This is a genomic window from Caproicibacter fermentans, assembly GCF_009746625.1.
In the GTDB taxonomy this organism is placed as follows: Bacteria; Bacillota; Clostridia; order Oscillospirales; family Acutalibacteraceae; genus Caproicibacter; species Caproicibacter fermentans.
On record NZ_VWXL01000027.1, the window covers coordinates 1 to 16439 of the forward strand.

Consider the following 16439-nt stretch of genomic DNA (forward strand, 5'->3'; position numbering starts at 1 on the left):
TCAAAGCTGGCGTTCAGACAGTACCGCCGGTGGACATTCCGGCGGTACTGTGACTGGCGCTCATGTAACCGGCGATATGGGTCATTTCCGACCGGCGTTTTGGGTCAAAAAAGTTCCGGCGTTGACACAATTTCAGAAGCATGGAGTGATGCTCATTATGTAAGAAAACATCCTACTCCGATGCTTTATGGTGATGAGCCTAAGAAAAAATAAGATAGTGTTTTTAGGCATAACAAAACCCCTACCGAATTGATAGGGGGTTAATTTAAATTATCTCGCTTAATTGTTTTGATTACATTTATTTATAGCATCAAAATTTAATTGATAGCTATTACCTGATTCGTGAGAGATATTATGAGTGTTTGCATACAATGTACGAATTTTTACTAAATCATTATCATTAACAATTTGATATAAAAATCCGCATTTCGTACAAACATATTGATTTACATAAATTGATTCTTGCCCTCGTACACCATTAACTACGTTTTCTGGTAAATAATATGCTGCGTGTATATCTTGAATTTCTTGTAGTTCTTCACATCCACAAATAGGACACTTGAATTTTCCCATAATACAATACCCTTTCCAATCACTATATTATTTTAATACAATCACCACTTTGTCCAAATTTTGACCAATCTCTTTGAAATACAGGATTTGCCTTATTGGTAAGCATCTCAATTAAATATTTTTTAACTGCGGATTCACTTTCATCATCGTTTGCAGATACAATTACAGTATCCATTACCTTGCCTTTGTTTTCCCAGATTATTTGTTTACCTGACATTTTCAATACACCCTTTCAAAATATAATCCATAAGTTAAATTATATGTCTAATTGGAAGATAATTCAAGGTATTATAGCGTAAATTTTTGTTGGCAGAAAAAAAGTGTGTTAGCTATGGCGGCATTTCTGCCAAAGGGGGTTCTCCACTACATTTTTTATGTGATTTGATACATAATTTATGTATATTCAATGTATAACCCTAATGTTATAAAACCAAAGTTTGGTGATAACTTTATTAGTCATAATGCCTATATTTTGGATTGCTTAGCCGATAATTGACCATTCCAAACCCCATATGTGGTATATGTCATTATGATTAGTTAATTATTACAATAACTGACATTATATTAGCATCAATATTTGTTGTATATGTACAATAAGATTGGTGCAAAATTAATCTTTTGTATAATTAGCAACCGCTACCCAATGAATTCGAGTATATTTGTTCCAATTTTTCATTATAAATATGTAATGTATAAATGCTGTATATAACTGTATGATAGTATATTCTCAATTAGATAATAATTGCAGGTGGTGTAGTGTTTTGTTACGTCATCTATTTTTTTATGCCTAGTTGTGGCAACTTGTCAATCATATTAAAATAGTGAACAGTGATATTAATGTACACTAAATAGGTATGATATAGCCATAATCGGTTTACATCATATCTGTACCTATTTCCTATATTCCCAACCCTTACAGAATCCTACACAAATAATAATACTAATTGTACAATTTATATTTTCATTGTATATACAATGAGTATTATCCATTCCATTTTTATAGATGTTCCACGTTAATGATTCGTACTGCGTTGTTGCATGGCCTCGGTATCAACAAATAAATCTGTTACAGGTACTTGCAAGCCTCTTGCTATGGCACACAATACTTTGATTGTAGGAATTTTTTTACCATTTTCAATATCATTAATATGTGTTTCGCTAACTCCTGACATAACCGACACCTTTGTTATTGTCCAGTTCTTTTTCCAACGTACATTCTTCAATAAAATTTTAACCATAACAGCAATGCGCCTTTCAAATTCCCCATATGCCTTTGTAAGGCATCATAATTAATAATGTGGAAAACCGTTCATTATCCTGCTAATATCCTCTTACACACGATTTCAGTGCATTACAAACACCTTTTGCTTTTGCTTAGTCTATTTGATGTTGGCTTTATCCTTTCAAGAATTGAGTGCTGATCTATATCTTTTGCTAAATCTTCACCGAATAGATGTACATAATGCTTTGTCATTTCAATGTTTTTATGCCCTAATAAAGATTGTAGTTTAAAACTTGAACCACCTGTAACAATATAATTTCTAGCAAACGTATGCCGGAAAGCATGAATAGAAGTAATGGATACACCATGCTTTACATTATATTTTGCTATGGTATGCTTGGCTGCATTCTCTGTTAATTGCTCTCCTGTAACACTTGGAAATAAATACGAGTCATTACTTAATCCCCATGTTCTGATATAGGGTGGTAGAATGGAAAGTAATGTTTTGGTAAGCGGGGTTTCAATTTCTTCCCTATTTTTAGTTATATGCAAAATGACTTTACGCTCTGTAATATGAATATCTGATACTTTGATATTAATAACGCTACGGAGCCGATTCCCAGTTTCAAGGAAATAATTAACAAGAGCCCAATCCCTATATTCAACAAAACTACAAGATTTTATATTGGGCTTAATAATAAGTTTTTTAATATCGTCATCTGAATAAGTTTCCATCACCTTTTCCGGTTGCTTTATTAACTGTATTTTAAAAGAAGGCAAATAATTATTTTCCATAGCATAATACAGAAATGCTCTTACTGCCCGTATATGAGTGTTTATCGAAATAGAATTATCATATTTCTGTTTTTGCTCTAAAATAAAATCATTAACAGTGTCTTTACTAATTTCACTAATAGAATTTATTTTAGCAGATGATAGATAGTCGAAAAATGGTTTTAAATTCCAATAGTAAAACTTAATGGTTTGCTCTGATAAATTCTTTACCTGATTATGCTTTTGAAATTCATCATAGATTTCAGGAATTTTACAGTTTTTTTCTACTCTTTTAATCATGATACACACTCCCTAATCAAGTGTATAAAATGACTTCTTTAAAACGTAAACTTGACTAAACATAGCATATCAAAGACAAAAGTGTAGAAAAAATCCTCAATAAACGGCTTTAAATAGCCATTTATCAAGGATTTTCTTATTTGGTGAACCATCGGGGATTCGAACCCCGGACACCTTGATTAAAAGTCAAGTGCTCTACCAACTGAGCTAATGATTCATATTTTGGGCCGCCCTTCGCGCAAAGCCCGCCGGGGCGGACCCGTGGCTGGGCTGGCAGGATTTGAACCTACGAAATGACGGAGTCAAAGTCCGTTGCCTTACCCCTTGGCTACAGCCCAATCTATCAAGTACGGCGCCTTGCCCACAACCGTATGATCTAAAAAATGGGGTGGAAGATGGGATTCGAACCCACGGTCTCCAGTGCCACAAACTGGCGCTTTAACCAGCTAAGCTACATCCACCATGTCAAAAAGTGGCGCGCCAAAAGGGATTCGAACCCCTGGCCTACTGCTTAGAAGGCAGTTGCTCTATCCAACTGAGCTATTGGCGCAAAAAAAATATGGAGCGAGTGATGGGAATCGAACCCACGCGACCAGCTTGGAAGGCTGGAGTTCTGCCACTGAACTACACTCGCGTTTCAGCGACGGCTCTTATTATAGCACCGTTCAGCAGCAGTTGTCAATAACAATTTTGATTTTTCTCCGGCCTTTATTTTTCGTCGTCTTATTGCAGAACCTGCAGCTGAATTCCCTCCGCGTCGTCCGCGGTCACCGCAATCCCCGCAATAGACCCGTCGCTGTTTTCCACCAAGAGAGAAGCAATTTGATCCTCCACTTTGCGGCGGATTAAATTCCGCAGATCCCTCGCGCCGCTTTTTCCGCCGATCGCATGCTGCGCAAGCCATCCGGTCGCCTTCTCGTCATAGGCAAAACGAATCCCGCGATCCTTAAGCGTGGCAACATATTCTTCCAGCATCAAGTGCGCGATTTTTTCAAAATCGTCTTCCTTCAGCTGCCGGAATACGATGATCTCGTCCACGCGGCTGATAAACTCCGGCCTCAGAAAGTCGGAAAGCGCCTTCAGGGCCCTCTCACGGCTCACGTCCGCGTCGCTGCGGGCGAACCCAAGGGTTCCTTCTTTTTTCTCGCTGCCCGCGTTTGAGGTCATTACAAGCACCGTGTTCTCAAAATTGACATTTCTGCCGTGCGCATCCGTAATACGCCCCTCGTCAAGAATCTGCAGAAGAATATTCATCACATCCGGATGCGCCTTTTCGATTTCATCGAAAAGGATGACGGAATACGGGCGGCGGCGTACCTTTTCCGTTACCTGCCCTGCCTCGTCGTAGCCCACATATCCCGGAGGCGACCCGATGATGCGGGAAACCGAGTGCTTCTCCATAAACTCCGACATATCAAGCCGGATCAGCGTTTCCGGAGTGTCGAACAATTCCCTCGAAAGGACCTTGACCAGTTCCGTCTTGCCGACGCCCGTAGGGCCCACAAAGATAAACGAGGCAGGTCTGCGCCGCGGGCTGATCTGGACCCTGCTGCGACGAATCGCCGCCGAAACGGCGGCTACCGCTTCCTGCTGACCGACGATTCTGCTGTTAAGAAGCGGTTCCAGTCCGGCAAGCTTTTTAAGTTCATTTTCCTGAATTCGGCTGGCGGGGATCCCCGTCCACAATTCGATTACCCGGGCGACGTCTCTCTCCTCGACTTCGGAACCCAGCGCCGCCGGCGCAAGCTCTTTTTCCCTCAGCTCCAGCCGCGAAATATTCATTCGGATCTCAGCCAGCTTTTGATAATCCGGCTCCGCGCTGTCCGCCGTCAGCTCTTCTTCCTGCGCATGCAAAGCCTCCAGCTGTTCCGCGTTCTTGTCGTACTGCTCCATGGACGCGTTTCTGAGAGCGGCGCACGAGCACGCTTCGTCCAGAAGATCAATCGCTTTATCCGGCAGGAAACGGTCGTTGATATACCGCTCCGACAGCGTGACGATTTTCCTGACAATCTGTTCCGGAACGCGCACGCGGTGAAAATTCTCATAATAGGATTTAATGCCGTTAAGGACGTCAACCGTATCCTGAATGGACGGTTCCGCAATCGTGACCGGCTGGAAGCGCCGCTCCAGGGCGGCATCCTTTTCAATATACCGGCGGTATTCGCTGAAGGTTGTCGCGCCGATCACCTGAATTTCGCCGCGGGAAAGGGCCGGTTTCAGAATGTTTGCGGCGTTCATGGAGCCTTCCGCGTCGCCCGTACCCACCAGGTTGTGAACCTCATCGATAAACAGAATGATATTCCCTTCTGTTTTAACTTCTTCCAAAAGGCCCTTGATTCTGCTTTCGAACTGCCCGCGAAACTGTGTTCCCGCGACCAGCGCCGTCAGGTCCAGTAAATGAATCTCTTTTTTGCGCAGTGCGGCGGGCACGTTTCCGCCGGCAATGCGCAGCGCCAGACCCTCCGCCACCGCCGTCTTGCCGACGCCGGGTTCGCCGATCAGACAGGGATTGTTCTTCGTTCTGCGGCTTAAAATCTGGATCACCCGGGCTATTTCCTTTTCGCGGCCGATGACGGCGTCGATCTGCTGCGATCTGGCCCGAGCGGTCAGATTCGTGCAGTACGCGTCCAGGTGCTTGCGCTTTGTTTTATGTTTTTCTTTGGGAGCCTTCTTTGCGGACTCCCCGTTCTGCACATGCTCCTGACTGTTGCCGCCGGGAAAAATATTCTGAATAAACGGAAACGTCGCAGCACCCCCGGGCACAAAGCCGCTCAGAGCGCTTTCGGAGCTGTTCTCGTTTTCACCGGAGTCCACCTGATTCTCTTCCAGCATATCGCTCAACTCCGACTCCATCGCTTCCATCTGTTCATCGGTGATCCCCATCTGTTCAAGCAGATCGTTCACCGGCTTTATTCCAAGTTCCTTCGCACAAATCAGGCAAAGCCCGCGGCTCTCCCCGGCATCGGCCGACGGAGTAAGAAAAACGACCGCAGGTCTTTTGTGGCATTTGGAACACATCATCATTTCAGCTCACTTCTTTTCTATTCATTATATGATACCATAAAAAAACGGATTTACAAGTTTTTATCCGCGTCTCTTTTTATCCATAACTTCCTGAATGTCAATCTTGTACTTTGGATCGTCGGAATGTACGATGTCAAAATAGATCTTTGCATACCGAATAAACGCGTAAATCATGAAAGCCGCCGTAATAGACAGCAGTGTGACCGAGACATAAAGATTCTCAATTCCCCAAAATCCTTTCAGAATAACAATGGTTCCGAAAGAGATATAAAAAAGGACGGTGGCAATTTTTCCAAACCACATGGAACCGCCCGGGCGCTTTTTCTTTTTTCCGATCAGAAAGATTCCCGCGGAAACCATTAAAGCCTCTTTGATTACAAAAACGGCGAGAAACGGAATCAGAATCGGCTGCTTCACCGCGAGGCAGATTGCTACCGCGCCCTGTGTCAGCTTGTCGGAAAGAGGGTCCAGCATCTGCCCCAGCTCCGTCGTCTGATGATACTTGCGGGCGATCATTCCGTCAAACATATCGGTCAGACCGGATAAAATCAAAACGGCTGCGGCTTTCAGAATCTGGTCTCCCGCATAGTAGATGACAAACGGGATAATCAGCAGAATTCTGAGAATCGTCAGCGTATTGGGGATATTAAAGTTTTTGTTTCTGTTTTGCATCCCAGTTTACTCCATTCCAAAGATCTGCCTGTAATAACGCATCAACCGGATTTTTCTTCTTCGTAAACTGGAGAATTTGCGAATCTCCAATTTCCTTCCATACGGATTTCGCACCCTGCCCCGACGGAACCGCAAGCTGCGTTAAGGCGCAGATGACAAGAAGCACGGCCACGCCTTTTACCAGGCCAAAAACCCCGCCCAAAAGCGCGTTGACCTGACGCAAAACCGGCAGCCGAAACAAATGGTCGGCGGAGGAAGCAATCAGATGTACCAAAATTTCAAGGCCGATAAATAAAACCGCCGCGGCGAGGATCCGGCTCAGCGTCTGGCTGAGCTGAAGAGAAGGCGCCGCCTTCGCAAGATACGGACCGGCGGCAGCGGCAAAACGAGCCGACAGACGCGCGGAAAGAACGAGGGACGCGATAAAGCCCGCCAGCTCTATGACAGTCCTGACAATTCCCCGGTGCAGGCCTGAAATGACAAAAATCAGAAGAACGCCAAGCAGCGCAAGATCATAAAATGTTCCCACTTTATGCCTCCATAATAGAAAAATAAATCCGCATACACAAGCAATATATCACAAAACAGCCATTTGCACAAGCCGTTTACCGGACCGATACCAAACGGATCTCCGATACTCCAAGCACATAGGCGGACGTCTCGTCCTTCATCGCAACCGCTTTCGCGTCGTTCCCCGCGTCGCAGGTTCCGGCGGCTCCGACGGGCGACGTCGTGTAAAACGAAACTTTAGAGCCGCACAGCGCGGCGGCGGCGGAACCATACATCGATACGGAACGGATTGCCCCTTGAAGCTGCTGGGACAATATTTTTTTCCCGGAGCGGTCCAGAACTACAAAAGCGGAATCCGAAGAGCCGGAATAGGAAGAAAATCCCAGCGCCGTCATGCTTTCGCAGGAACAGTAAGCCGTCAGCTGCATCGCTCCATAACCGTATTCTGTTTTCGCCTTGCTGTCCGCATTGACGATCACTGCAGCCTGGTCTCCAAACGCGGTGACCGCGCTGTCACCGTTCCACGAAACGTCAAAAATCATATTGCCGTCATAAACCGCGAGCGGCGGCTGCGCCTTCGCGCTGCTCAGGTCCAGCAGGTAAACGGCTGATTTCATCACCCCGTTCGCCACGTTGACGCCTGTTACCGCCGCCCTGGTTCCATCCGGATCCAGGGCAACCGCGGTCGGATAATAATCGGAAAACCAATAATGGAACTGCTCGCGTCCGTCCGCCGTATAGACGGTCAGTTCCCCGCAGTAGCCGTCCGCTTCCGTCAGCAGCGCATATTCGCCCTGCCGGGCAAGCGCCCCGGCTATAATATTTTGATCCACACTGATCTTTTTAACCGTACGATTCATGCTTTCCAGCTGGCAGCCTCTGCCGCCGAGATTGTAAAGAAGCATTCTGTTCCCGCCCAGCCGGAGGACGGGGTCGCTGAAGCTGTGCTGACGGGAAACAAGCTCCTTCGCGGTTGAATTCATCACCGTCAAAGAAGTGTCGCTTGCAAAATAGACGTTTTTGTCGGCGGAAACAAAATTTTTCGGCAGGACGGACGTGCCCGCGATAGAGTGGGGATAACCGTCTCCCACGCCCATCCCGACAACGCGTGCCTGAATCCATTCCAAGGCATTCGCCGGAGTAAGATTATCCCGGTTCATCCACCCAAGAGTTCCCGCAACACATAGAATCAGGATCAGAACAATCCTGTAAACCCAGCGCGGGACCGCATGCTCCCCGAAAACACGCGGTTCCTTTCTCTGCCGGCGGGGAACTTGCCCGGCCGGATCAAATTCAGCCGTATCGAAACGACGCCCGTTTTCAGCCATCGAGCCTCACGTCCCTTCCTCTGCCAATCCCATTATATCGTTTGAAATCGCGACGGACTTCATGAGGGATTCCTCCTGCTTTTTAAGGATTGACAGGATAGAAAACCCTGTTCAGATATAACCCCTGCGGCGGAGCCGTCGGACCCGCGGCTCTGCGGTCGCAGGCCGTCAGAATCCTCTCCATCGCTTCCGGTTCCAGTTTGCCTTCCGCGACGCGGAGCATTGTTCCGACCATGATGCGCACCATATGGTAAAGAAATCCATCCGCTGAGACAAAAAAACTGACGGCGCCGCCTTGCCGTTCCCACCGTGCTTCGGTCACCGTGCGCGTCATATTGTCTCTTTCCCGCGCGTCAACCGCGCAGAAAGAGGTAAAATCATGGGAGCCGACCAAACACGCCGCCGCCCGGTTCAGGCGGTCAAGGTCCAGCGGAGCCCAGTAATGAAGCGCCCTGCCGGACAAAAATGGATTTCTGACCCGCTTGTTCCAGATGCAATATTCGTATTCCTTTCCAAGGCAGGAATAACGCGCGTGAAATTCATCCGGCACCTCCCGGCAGGAAAGCACCGCAATGTCTTTGGGCAGGAAGTGATTCATTGCGCCGGCCAGACGTTCGCAGGGAATCGAATGTTCCGTATGGAAGCTGATGCAGAACTCGCGCGCATGCACAAACGAATCGGTCCGGCTGCAGGCCTTGATGTCCGGCTGCCCGCCCAGGATTCGTTCCAACGCCCGCTGGAAAACCTGCTGAACCGAAACGGCGTTCTGCTGGATCTGCCAGCCGTGGTAGTTTGCTCCGTCAAAGCAAATGGTAAGCAGAAGATTTCTCATAAGCTTCCTTCCTATCGCAGCGCGGCAGGGAACCGCAGGGCACAGTACAGAACCGCCGCGCAGAACAGGGCGGAGCATACGGCCGCGGCGGCGTCCAGCCCGGACATGTGAAGCTGCTTCATCTTTGTGCGCCCCTCCCCGCCGTGGTAGCAGCGGCACTCCATCGCCATCGCGAGGTCGTAGGCCCTGCGAAAGGAAGAAACGAACAGCGGAATCAGAATCGGAATCAGCGATTTGATTCGCTGCATGAATCCGCCGCTTTCCAGGTCCGCTCCCCTGGCTTTCTGCGCGTTCATAATCTTGTCGGTCTCCTCCAGCAGCGTCGGCACAAACCGCAGCGCAATGGTCATCATCATGGCGATCTCGTGCACCTTGACATGCAAAACCTTAAGCGGTTTCATCAGCCGCTCCAGCGCATCGGTCAGCTGGGTCGGGGAGGTTGTGAACGTCAGCACCGAGCTGAATAAAATCAGGCTGAATATCCGCACGGCGACGAAAACGGCGTTGCTGATCCCCCCGTTTGTGATCCGCATGGTAAACCCCGGAAAATGCTGGCTCCAAACGGTGTCTCCGCCCCCGTAGAAAAGGTTCAGCACAAAGGTGAACGCCACAATAAAGATGACGGCCTTCAGGCTTTTCAAGTACTGGCTCAGCGGGACCCCCGATAGCAGGAGGACCAAAAGCATCATCGCCAGCATCAGGGCAAGACCCTGAAAATTCGTTGCGACAAAGATAAACACAATAAAAGCAAGGGTCAGCAGAATTTTCATCCGCGGATCCAGCCGGTGAATCAGCGAGTTTCCGGGAAAATACTGTCCCAGAGTAATATCCCTAACCACGGAAGGCGCCCCCTTTCTTCAGCAGCGGCAGCAGCTGCTCGACCGCCTGATCGACGGTCAGGGAGGCTTCGACCGGATAGCCGTGCTCCCGCAAAGTCAGTAGAATCTTGGTGACTTCCGGCACGCGCAGGCCCAGCGACTCCAGTTCCCTGCCCCGTGCAAAGATCTTTTCGGTCCGGTCCAGCATGACGGCCTTCCCGCCGTTCATCACCAGCACGCGGTCCGCCACGCGGGCAATATCCTCCATGCTGTGAGACACCAGAATCACCGTGTTGTTCCGATCGCGGTGGTACGCGCTGATCTGTGTCAGCAGCATGTCCCTTCCACGCGGATCCAGCCCGGCCGTAGGCTCGTCAAGGATCAGTACATCGGGATCCATCGCGATTACCCCCGCAATCGCCGCGCGCCGCTTCTCTCCGCCGGAAAGCTCAAACGGGCTTTTCCCCAGCAGCTCGTCCGGCAGGCCGACAAACCGCGCCGCTTCTCTGGCGCGCTCCGCCGCCTCGTCCTGCGGCAGGCCCATGTTCTGCGGACCGAAGCAAATGTCTTTCAGGACGGTTTCCTCAAAAAGCTGATGCTCGGGATACTGAAAAACCATTCCGACCTGAAAGCGGACGGAACGGATCTTTTTCGGTTCGGCCCAGATGTCTTTTCCGTTAAGAAGCACCCGGCCGGAGGTCGGCCGTAAAAGCCCGTTGAACTGCTGAATCAGTGTGGATTTGCCGGAACCGGTATGTCCGATCAGACCGAGAAACTCCCCCTGTTCAATCGAGATGCTGACGTGATCGACGGCGGTTTTACAAAACGGGGTCCCCTCGCCGTAAAGAAAAGTAAGTTCGTTCGTTTCTATGACAGGCATTTGCTTCTCCTATCTCTCTGTCCGGTTCATCTGAGGTTCCAGGGCCGCGACGCATTCCTCTATGGTCAGCACGCCGTCCGGCAGCGGAATTCCCGCGGCCTTCAGGCGGTAAATCAGCTCTGTGGCCTGGGGAACATCAAGCTGATGCGCTTTGAGCAGTTCCACCTGGGAAAAAACCTCCCTTGGAGTTCCCTGCGTCAGGATTCTGCCGTCATCCATCACGATCACGCGGTCCGCGCCGACCGCTTCATCCATATAGTGGGTAATCAGCACGACGGTGATTCCCTTTTCGCGGTTCAGCCGGTGAATGGTTTCCAGCACCTCGTCCCGGCCGCGCGGGTCCAGCATGGCCGTCGGCTCGTCCAGCACAATACAATCCGGCTGCATGGCGATAATCCCCGCGATGGCGATGCGCTGCTTCTGTCCGCCGGAAAGCTTGTACGGCGCATGCAGCCGGTAATCGTACATTTCGACCGCTTTGAGCGCTTCGTCCACCCGTTTGCGGATTTCCGGCGGCGCAACACCCAAGTTTTCCGGGCCGAAAGCCACGTCTTCCTCCACAATGCTGGCGACAAGCTGGTTGTCCGGATTCTGCAGAACCAGCCCGACCCGCCGGCGAATTTCTATCTTCAGGTCTTCATCGAGCGTATCGAGACCGTCCACATAGACTTTTCCTCCGCTTGGCAGCAGCATGGCGTTGAACTGCTTCGCCATGGTGGATTTCCCGGAGCCGTTGTGCCCCAGCAAGGCGACAAACTCACCCTTTTGGATTCCAAGCGACACGCCGTGAAGGACTTCGACCGTTTCTTCTTCTTCCTGAGCCTCATAGGAAAACGTAACGTTTTCCGCATTCATGTAATCCTTCATGTATCCTGTTCCGTCCTTTAATGATCCCATCATCACCCGCGCCCGGAAATCCGGCCCAGTTTTTCCCTGTATTCCTCTTTCGTAATCAACCCCCCGTCGTACAGACTTTTCCACTGCTCCGCGCTGCGCGCTGCGCCGTCCGGCGGAGGGGAGGCTGCGGGCCGGGTCCTTTCCGGTTCCGCCGTCCGCCGGGGGCGGGAAGAACCGAAAACGCTTCTCTGTTCCGGGAACCGCCCCGCCGGCCCGGCGAGTTTGTCACCCGGCCGATTTCCAAATCTTTTAAACAGCCAATAGGCTCCATAAGCGATTACGGCAATTGCAAGCAGGTAAAGCAGACTGATCGAGAAGTCGGAACGCCCCGAATCCTGAACCAGCTTGACCACTGCGGCCAGCAGGACTAAAACCGCGCCGGCGCCGCTTTTTCCTTTCTTTTTTTCCACCTGAGTCACCCCTTCTCCGCTTTATTCCGCCTGCCAGACCGCCGTTCCGCCGCATGGCAGAACCAGTCCGCTCTGCGTGACGGGAAGGCCGATTTCGCCGGAGGAAAGCTTTCCTCCGAATCTCTTTGCAACCAGGACCCCAAGCAGATATTCCATCACCGCCGGGGACAGTCCCGCCGTATAAGAATTGACCAGAAAAAACAGCGGATTCCGGGAAAGCAGAGGAACGCACTCACTGATGAGCGTGTAAATCTGTTCTTCCAGCTTCCAGACCTCCCCACCCGGCCCGCGGCCGTAGGAAGGCGGGTCCATAATAATGCCGTCGTAATTGTTTCCCCGCCGCTGCTCCCGGAGGACAAATTTCCTGCAGTCGTCCACGAGCCACCTCACGGGCCGGTCCGAAAGGCCGGATTCGGCCGCGTTCTCTCTGGCCCAGGCAACCATGCCTTTCGACGCGTCGACATGGCAAACCTCCGCGCCGGCCTTCAGGCAGGCCAGTGTCGCCGCGCCCGTGTAGCCGAACAGGTTCAGCACCCGCACGGGGCGGTTCGCTTTTTGAATCAGCCCCATGACAAGATCCCAGTTGACCGCCTGTTCCGGAAAAATCCCGGTGTGCTTAAAGCCCATCGTTTTCAAGCGAAACTTCAGGTTCCCATACCGCACGCTCCAGACGGGCGGCACGCTGCCCAGCTCCTGCCAGCTGCCGCCGCCGGTGGAAGAGCGCCGGTAACGGGCGTCGGCCTTTTCCCACAGGGGATTCTTCTTCGGCGTATCCCACAGAATCTGCGGGTCGGGCCGGATCAGAATCACTTTTCCCCAACGCTCCAGCCGTTCCCCGGCGGAAGTGTCGATCAGCTCGTAGTCCTTCCAGTTTGAAATTCTCAATTCGTCTTCCTTGCCTTCCTTGCTGTCCTGCTTCCCTCAGGCGAGCCGATCTCTGATTACGCCCGCAACAACATTCGCGGCCTCTGCGATTTCCGTTTCGTCTTCCCCCTCGACCATCACGCGCAGCAAAGGTTCCGTACCGGACGGGCGAACCACGACGCGGCCCCGGTTCCCCAGTTGTTTCTTCGCGCCATCAACCGCTTCTTTGACCTGCGGATCGGTGTAAAAACGCAGCTTTCCGTCCGGTTTGACATCCACGTTGACCAGCACCTGCGGATACCGCGTCATCAGCGTCGCAAGGCTGGAAAGCTTCGCTTCCCTTCGTTTCAAAATGCTGAGCAGCTGAGCGGCCGTCAGCTGGCCGTCTCCTGTGGTTGCAAAATCGTGAAAGATGATATGCCCGCTCTGTTCGCCGCCGAAATTGTAGCCCTCCAGCAGCATTTCCTCGAGCACATAGCGGTCGCCGACCTTTGTCGATTCAAACTTGATGCCGTCGTCCTCGCAGAACCGGTTAAAGCCCATGTTCGTCATAATGGTGCCTACGACGGTGTTCTTCTCCAGTTTTCCGCGCGACTTTAAATCGGCCGCGCAGATCGCCATGAGGAAATCCCCGTCCACCAGGCGGCCGTTTTCATCCACGGCAAGGCAGCGGTCCGCGTCCCCATCAAACGCCACGCCCGCGTCCATGTCATTTTCACCGACAAAGCGCATCAGGTTTTCCATATGCGTGGAGCCGCACGCGTCGTTGACATTGATCCCGTTCGGATGGTCCGAAAGCATGTGGCATTCGGCCCCAAGCTCGGAAAACAGCAGCTCCGCCGTGCGGCTGGCGGAACCGTTTGCACAGTCGACGGCAATTTTCATGCCGGTCAGCGCGAACGGAACGGTGCTTTTAATATGGTCCACATAGTCGCGCACGGTATTCGGGGCTTCCGACACGCTGCCCACCGCGCCGCCGACCGGGCACGCGGGTTCCTGCGCGTGATCCAGAACGATCGCCTCGATCTGTTCCTCCAGCGCGTCGGGCAGCTTGTAGCCGTCGCCGCTGAAAATCTTGATTCCGTTGAATTCGCAGGGGTTATGGGAGGCCGTCAGCATTACGCCGGCGTCCGCCTTATATTTACCGACCAGAAACGCCACCGCCGGGGTTGGAACAACGCCCAGCCGCACAACGTTTGCGCCCACGCTGCACAGGCCCGCCGTGATGGCCGCCTCCAGCATATCGGACGACAGCCGCGTATCTTTTCCGATCAATATTTTCGGGTGGCGGTGGGAGCTGTCCGTCAGCACCGTGGCGGCGGCTCTTCCTATGTTCATGGCAAGCTCGCAGGTCAGCTCGCTGTTCGCGACCCCGCGCACGCCATCCGTTCCAAATAATCTTCCCATAAGTACCACTACACTCCTACCTAATTATTTTGGGATATGCCAAATGTATTTTCCAAAACGCCCGGAAGCACCTCATAAATCACTTTATGTATTCGGGCTTCAAACAGATCTTTCCTCTTAAAATATTCTTTCCATTTCTTTATGGTTTTGGGCCCCACCCCGTTCCGTAAGGCGACATCCGCCCGCCGTTTTTCAAGCAGGAATCTAAAACAGCTTCTGCTGGCCGGAATCACCGCTTCCGGAAAATTCCAGCCCCAAATGCTCATAGGCCGCCGCGGTCGCGCAGCGTCCGCGCGGCGTGCGGTTCAAAAAACCGATCTGCATCAGATACGGCTCATAGATATCTTCAATCGTCACGGCTTCCTCCCCGATGGCCGCCGCGAGGGTTTCCAGCCCCACCGGGCCGCCCTTGTAAAACTGAATCAGCGCCCGGAGCATCCGCCTGTCGTTCGCGTCCAGGCCGATCGAATCGATTTCCAGCCGGTCCAGCCCGATCCGGGCGGATTCCCGCGTAATGGTTCCCCCCGTAATCACCTGAGCGAAATCGCGCACCCGCTTTAACAGCCGGTTCGCGATGCGGGGCGTCCCGCGCGACCGCGAGGCGATTTCCAGCGCGCCGTCCGCCTCGATCGGGATTTCCAGAATTCTGGCGCTCCGGGTGACAATCCGCGCAAGCTCCTGCGCCGTGTACAGTTCCAGCCGAAGAACAACGCCGAACCGGTCGCGCAGCGGGGCGCTGAGCTGCCCGGCGCGGGTCGTCGCGCCGACCAGCGTGAATTTCGGCAGCGGAAGGTGGTAGGACGCCGCCATCTGTCCTTTTCCCGTAATAATATCCAGCGCGAAATCCTCCATCGCCGGATAAAGAATCTCCTCCACGCTGCGGGAAAGCCGGTGGACTTCGTCGATGAACAGAACGTCGCCCGGATTCAGGTTCGTCAGGATCGCCGCGAGATCCCCCGGTTTTTCAATCGCCGGGCCGGACGTAATGCGCAGATTGACGCCGAGTTCATTGGCCACAATTCCGGCCAGCGTCGTTTTTCCAAGGCCGGGCGGGCCGTAAAGGAGAACATGGTCAAGGCTCTCCTTTCTCTGTTTCGCGGCTTCAATAAACACAGAGAGATTTTCCTTGACCTTTTCTTGACCGATATATTCCCCCAGCGTTCTGGGGCGCAGGGGATTTTCGACCTCCGCGTCCTCCGGCGCGTAGTCCGGTGCGACGACCCGGTTTTCAAAATCGTATTCGTTTCCGTTATTCTGCTCGTTATCCATCTGTTCCATTCTTCAGCCCCTTCCATCGGCCTCCCCGTCAGCCGCCCAGCTTTCCGGTGTCGATCGTGCGCAGCGAGCGACGGATCAGCTCCTCCACCGGCAGGGCGCTGTCAAACTGCGCGACCAGAGCGGCCGCGTCCGACGGCGAGTACCCCAGCACGGAAAGCGCCTCGACCGCCGCGGCGGCATGGGAGGAAGCCGATATAACGCCCGCTGCCGGTACCGCCGCGCTTGCGGGCGCGCCGAGATCGCGGACACGGTCCCTGAGCTCCAGGCAGATGCGCTGCGCCAGCTTTGGCCCGACGCCGCTCGCGCGGGTCAGCGTTTTGCTGTCGCCTGTGGCAACAGCCGCCGCGACCTGCTCCGGCGTCAGCTCCGACAGAATGGCAAGGCCGACCTTCGGCCCCACTCCGGAGACGCCCGTCAGCATTTTATAACAGCTCAGCTCCGTCTGGGTTGAAAAGCCAAACAGATCAAGCGCGTCCTCCCGTACATTCAGCACGGTGAACAGCTTCGCCTGTTCGCCGATCTGCGGCAGAGTCCGCTGTGTATTCATCGAAGTAAAGCATTTAAACCCCACACCTCCGCATTCAATCACGGCAAGTCCCGGCTCCATATGGCACAGGGTTCCTTTCACACTGTAAATCATGGTTCCTCCG

The 16439-nt window shown here is 52.0% G+C and carries 17 protein-coding genes and 5 tRNA genes; all 22 read right to left on the minus strand.

From position 1 onward, the window contains the following. Positions 1 to 279: 279 nt before the first annotated feature. Entirely contained in the window at positions 280 to 573 is a 294-nt protein-coding gene (locus tag CAFE_RS05215) for a hypothetical protein (RefSeq protein ID WP_156990011.1), read from the minus strand. A gap of 22 nt (positions 574 to 595) precedes the next feature. Then, positions 596 to 790, minus strand: coding sequence for a hypothetical protein (locus CAFE_RS05220; RefSeq protein ID WP_156990012.1), 195 nt, complete (start codon positions 788 to 790; stop codon positions 596 to 598). A gap of 796 nt (positions 791 to 1586) precedes the next feature. After that, positions 1587 to 1811, minus strand: a complete 225-nt coding sequence (locus CAFE_RS05225) for a helix-turn-helix domain-containing protein (protein WP_066646425.1) — start codon at positions 1809 to 1811, stop codon at positions 1587 to 1589. Positions 1812 to 1924: 113 nt separating this feature from the next. After that, positions 1925 to 2869: a tyrosine-type recombinase/integrase gene (locus CAFE_RS05230; protein ID WP_156990013.1), complete on the minus strand. Its 945-nt coding sequence runs from the start codon at positions 2867 to 2869 to the stop codon at positions 1925 to 1927. Positions 2870 to 3010: 141 nt separating this feature from the next. Next, positions 3011 to 3086 (minus strand) — tRNA-Lys (locus tag CAFE_RS05235). A 45-nt stretch (positions 3087 to 3131) separates the two neighbouring features. After that, positions 3132 to 3207: transfer RNA gene (locus tag CAFE_RS05240), tRNA-Gln, on the minus strand. A 46-nt stretch (positions 3208 to 3253) separates the two neighbouring features. Next, positions 3254 to 3330 (minus strand) — tRNA-His (locus CAFE_RS05245). 12 nt (positions 3331 to 3342) lie between these two features. Further along, positions 3343 to 3419 (minus strand) — tRNA-Arg (locus tag CAFE_RS05250). A gap of 10 nt (positions 3420 to 3429) precedes the next feature. Then, a tRNA-Gly gene (locus tag CAFE_RS05255) sits at positions 3430 to 3503 on the minus strand. A gap of 89 nt (positions 3504 to 3592) precedes the next feature. Further along, positions 3593 to 5890 carry an ATP-dependent Clp protease ATP-binding subunit gene (locus CAFE_RS05260; protein ID WP_156990047.1) on the minus strand — a complete coding sequence of 766 codons (2298 nt, stop codon included), beginning with the start codon at positions 5888 to 5890 and terminating at the stop codon, positions 3593 to 3595. Positions 5891 to 5953: 63 nt separating this feature from the next. Continuing rightward, positions 5954 to 6565: a CDP-alcohol phosphatidyltransferase family protein gene (locus tag CAFE_RS05265; protein WP_156990014.1), complete on the minus strand. Its 612-nt coding sequence runs from the start codon at positions 6563 to 6565 to the stop codon at positions 5954 to 5956. Then, complete coding sequence (locus CAFE_RS05270) at positions 6540 to 7094, minus strand: CvpA family protein (RefSeq protein ID WP_156990015.1); 555 nt, start codon at positions 7092 to 7094, stop codon at positions 6540 to 6542. The genes CAFE_RS05265 and CAFE_RS05270 overlap by 26 nt, the downstream gene beginning before the upstream one ends. A 76-nt stretch (positions 7095 to 7170) precedes the next feature. Next, positions 7171 to 8403 carry a DUF5711 family protein gene (locus CAFE_RS05275; protein WP_066646432.1) on the minus strand — a complete coding sequence of 411 codons (1233 nt, stop codon included), beginning with the start codon at positions 8401 to 8403 and terminating at the stop codon, positions 7171 to 7173. A gap of 82 nt (positions 8404 to 8485) precedes the next feature. Next, on the minus strand, positions 8486 to 9235 hold the full coding sequence (gene truA / locus CAFE_RS05280; RefSeq protein WP_156990016.1) for a tRNA pseudouridine(38-40) synthase TruA: 750 nt from the start codon (positions 9233 to 9235) through the stop codon (positions 8486 to 8488). Positions 9236 to 9246: 11 nt separating this feature from the next. After that, positions 9247 to 10074: an energy-coupling factor transporter transmembrane component T family protein gene (locus tag CAFE_RS05285; protein WP_066646436.1), complete on the minus strand. Its 828-nt coding sequence runs from the start codon at positions 10072 to 10074 to the stop codon at positions 9247 to 9249. Next, complete coding sequence (locus tag CAFE_RS05290) at positions 10067 to 10933, minus strand: energy-coupling factor transporter ATPase (protein ID WP_156990017.1); 867 nt, start codon at positions 10931 to 10933, stop codon at positions 10067 to 10069. Before CAFE_RS05290 ends, CAFE_RS05285 begins: the two co-directional genes overlap by 8 nt. A 9-nt stretch (positions 10934 to 10942) precedes the next feature. After that, positions 10943 to 11833, minus strand: a complete 891-nt coding sequence (locus CAFE_RS05295; RefSeq protein WP_233452719.1) for an energy-coupling factor transporter ATPase — start codon at positions 11831 to 11833, stop codon at positions 10943 to 10945. Continuing rightward, positions 11833 to 12240, minus strand: a complete 408-nt coding sequence (locus tag CAFE_RS05300) for a hypothetical protein (protein ID WP_156990018.1) — start codon at positions 12238 to 12240, stop codon at positions 11833 to 11835. The genes CAFE_RS05295 and CAFE_RS05300 overlap by 1 nt, the downstream gene beginning before the upstream one ends. Positions 12241 to 12261: 21 nt before the next feature. Next, entirely contained in the window at positions 12262 to 13125 is an 864-nt protein-coding gene (locus tag CAFE_RS05305; RefSeq protein ID WP_066646439.1) for a class I SAM-dependent methyltransferase, read from the minus strand. 36 nt (positions 13126 to 13161) lie between these two features. Next, a complete protein-coding gene (glmM, locus tag CAFE_RS05310; protein ID WP_066646442.1) occupies positions 13162 to 14511 on the minus strand; it encodes a phosphoglucosamine mutase in 1350 nt (449 codons plus the stop codon). A 204-nt stretch (positions 14512 to 14715) separates the two neighbouring features. Continuing rightward, entirely contained in the window at positions 14716 to 15789 is a 1074-nt protein-coding gene (gene ruvB, locus CAFE_RS05315; RefSeq protein ID WP_233452720.1) for a Holliday junction branch migration DNA helicase RuvB, read from the minus strand. 28 nt (positions 15790 to 15817) lie between these two features. Further along, a complete protein-coding gene (gene ruvA / locus CAFE_RS05320; RefSeq protein WP_066646448.1) occupies positions 15818 to 16429 on the minus strand; it encodes a Holliday junction branch migration protein RuvA in 612 nt (203 codons plus the stop codon). Between the last annotated feature and the right edge of the window lie 10 nt (positions 16430 to 16439).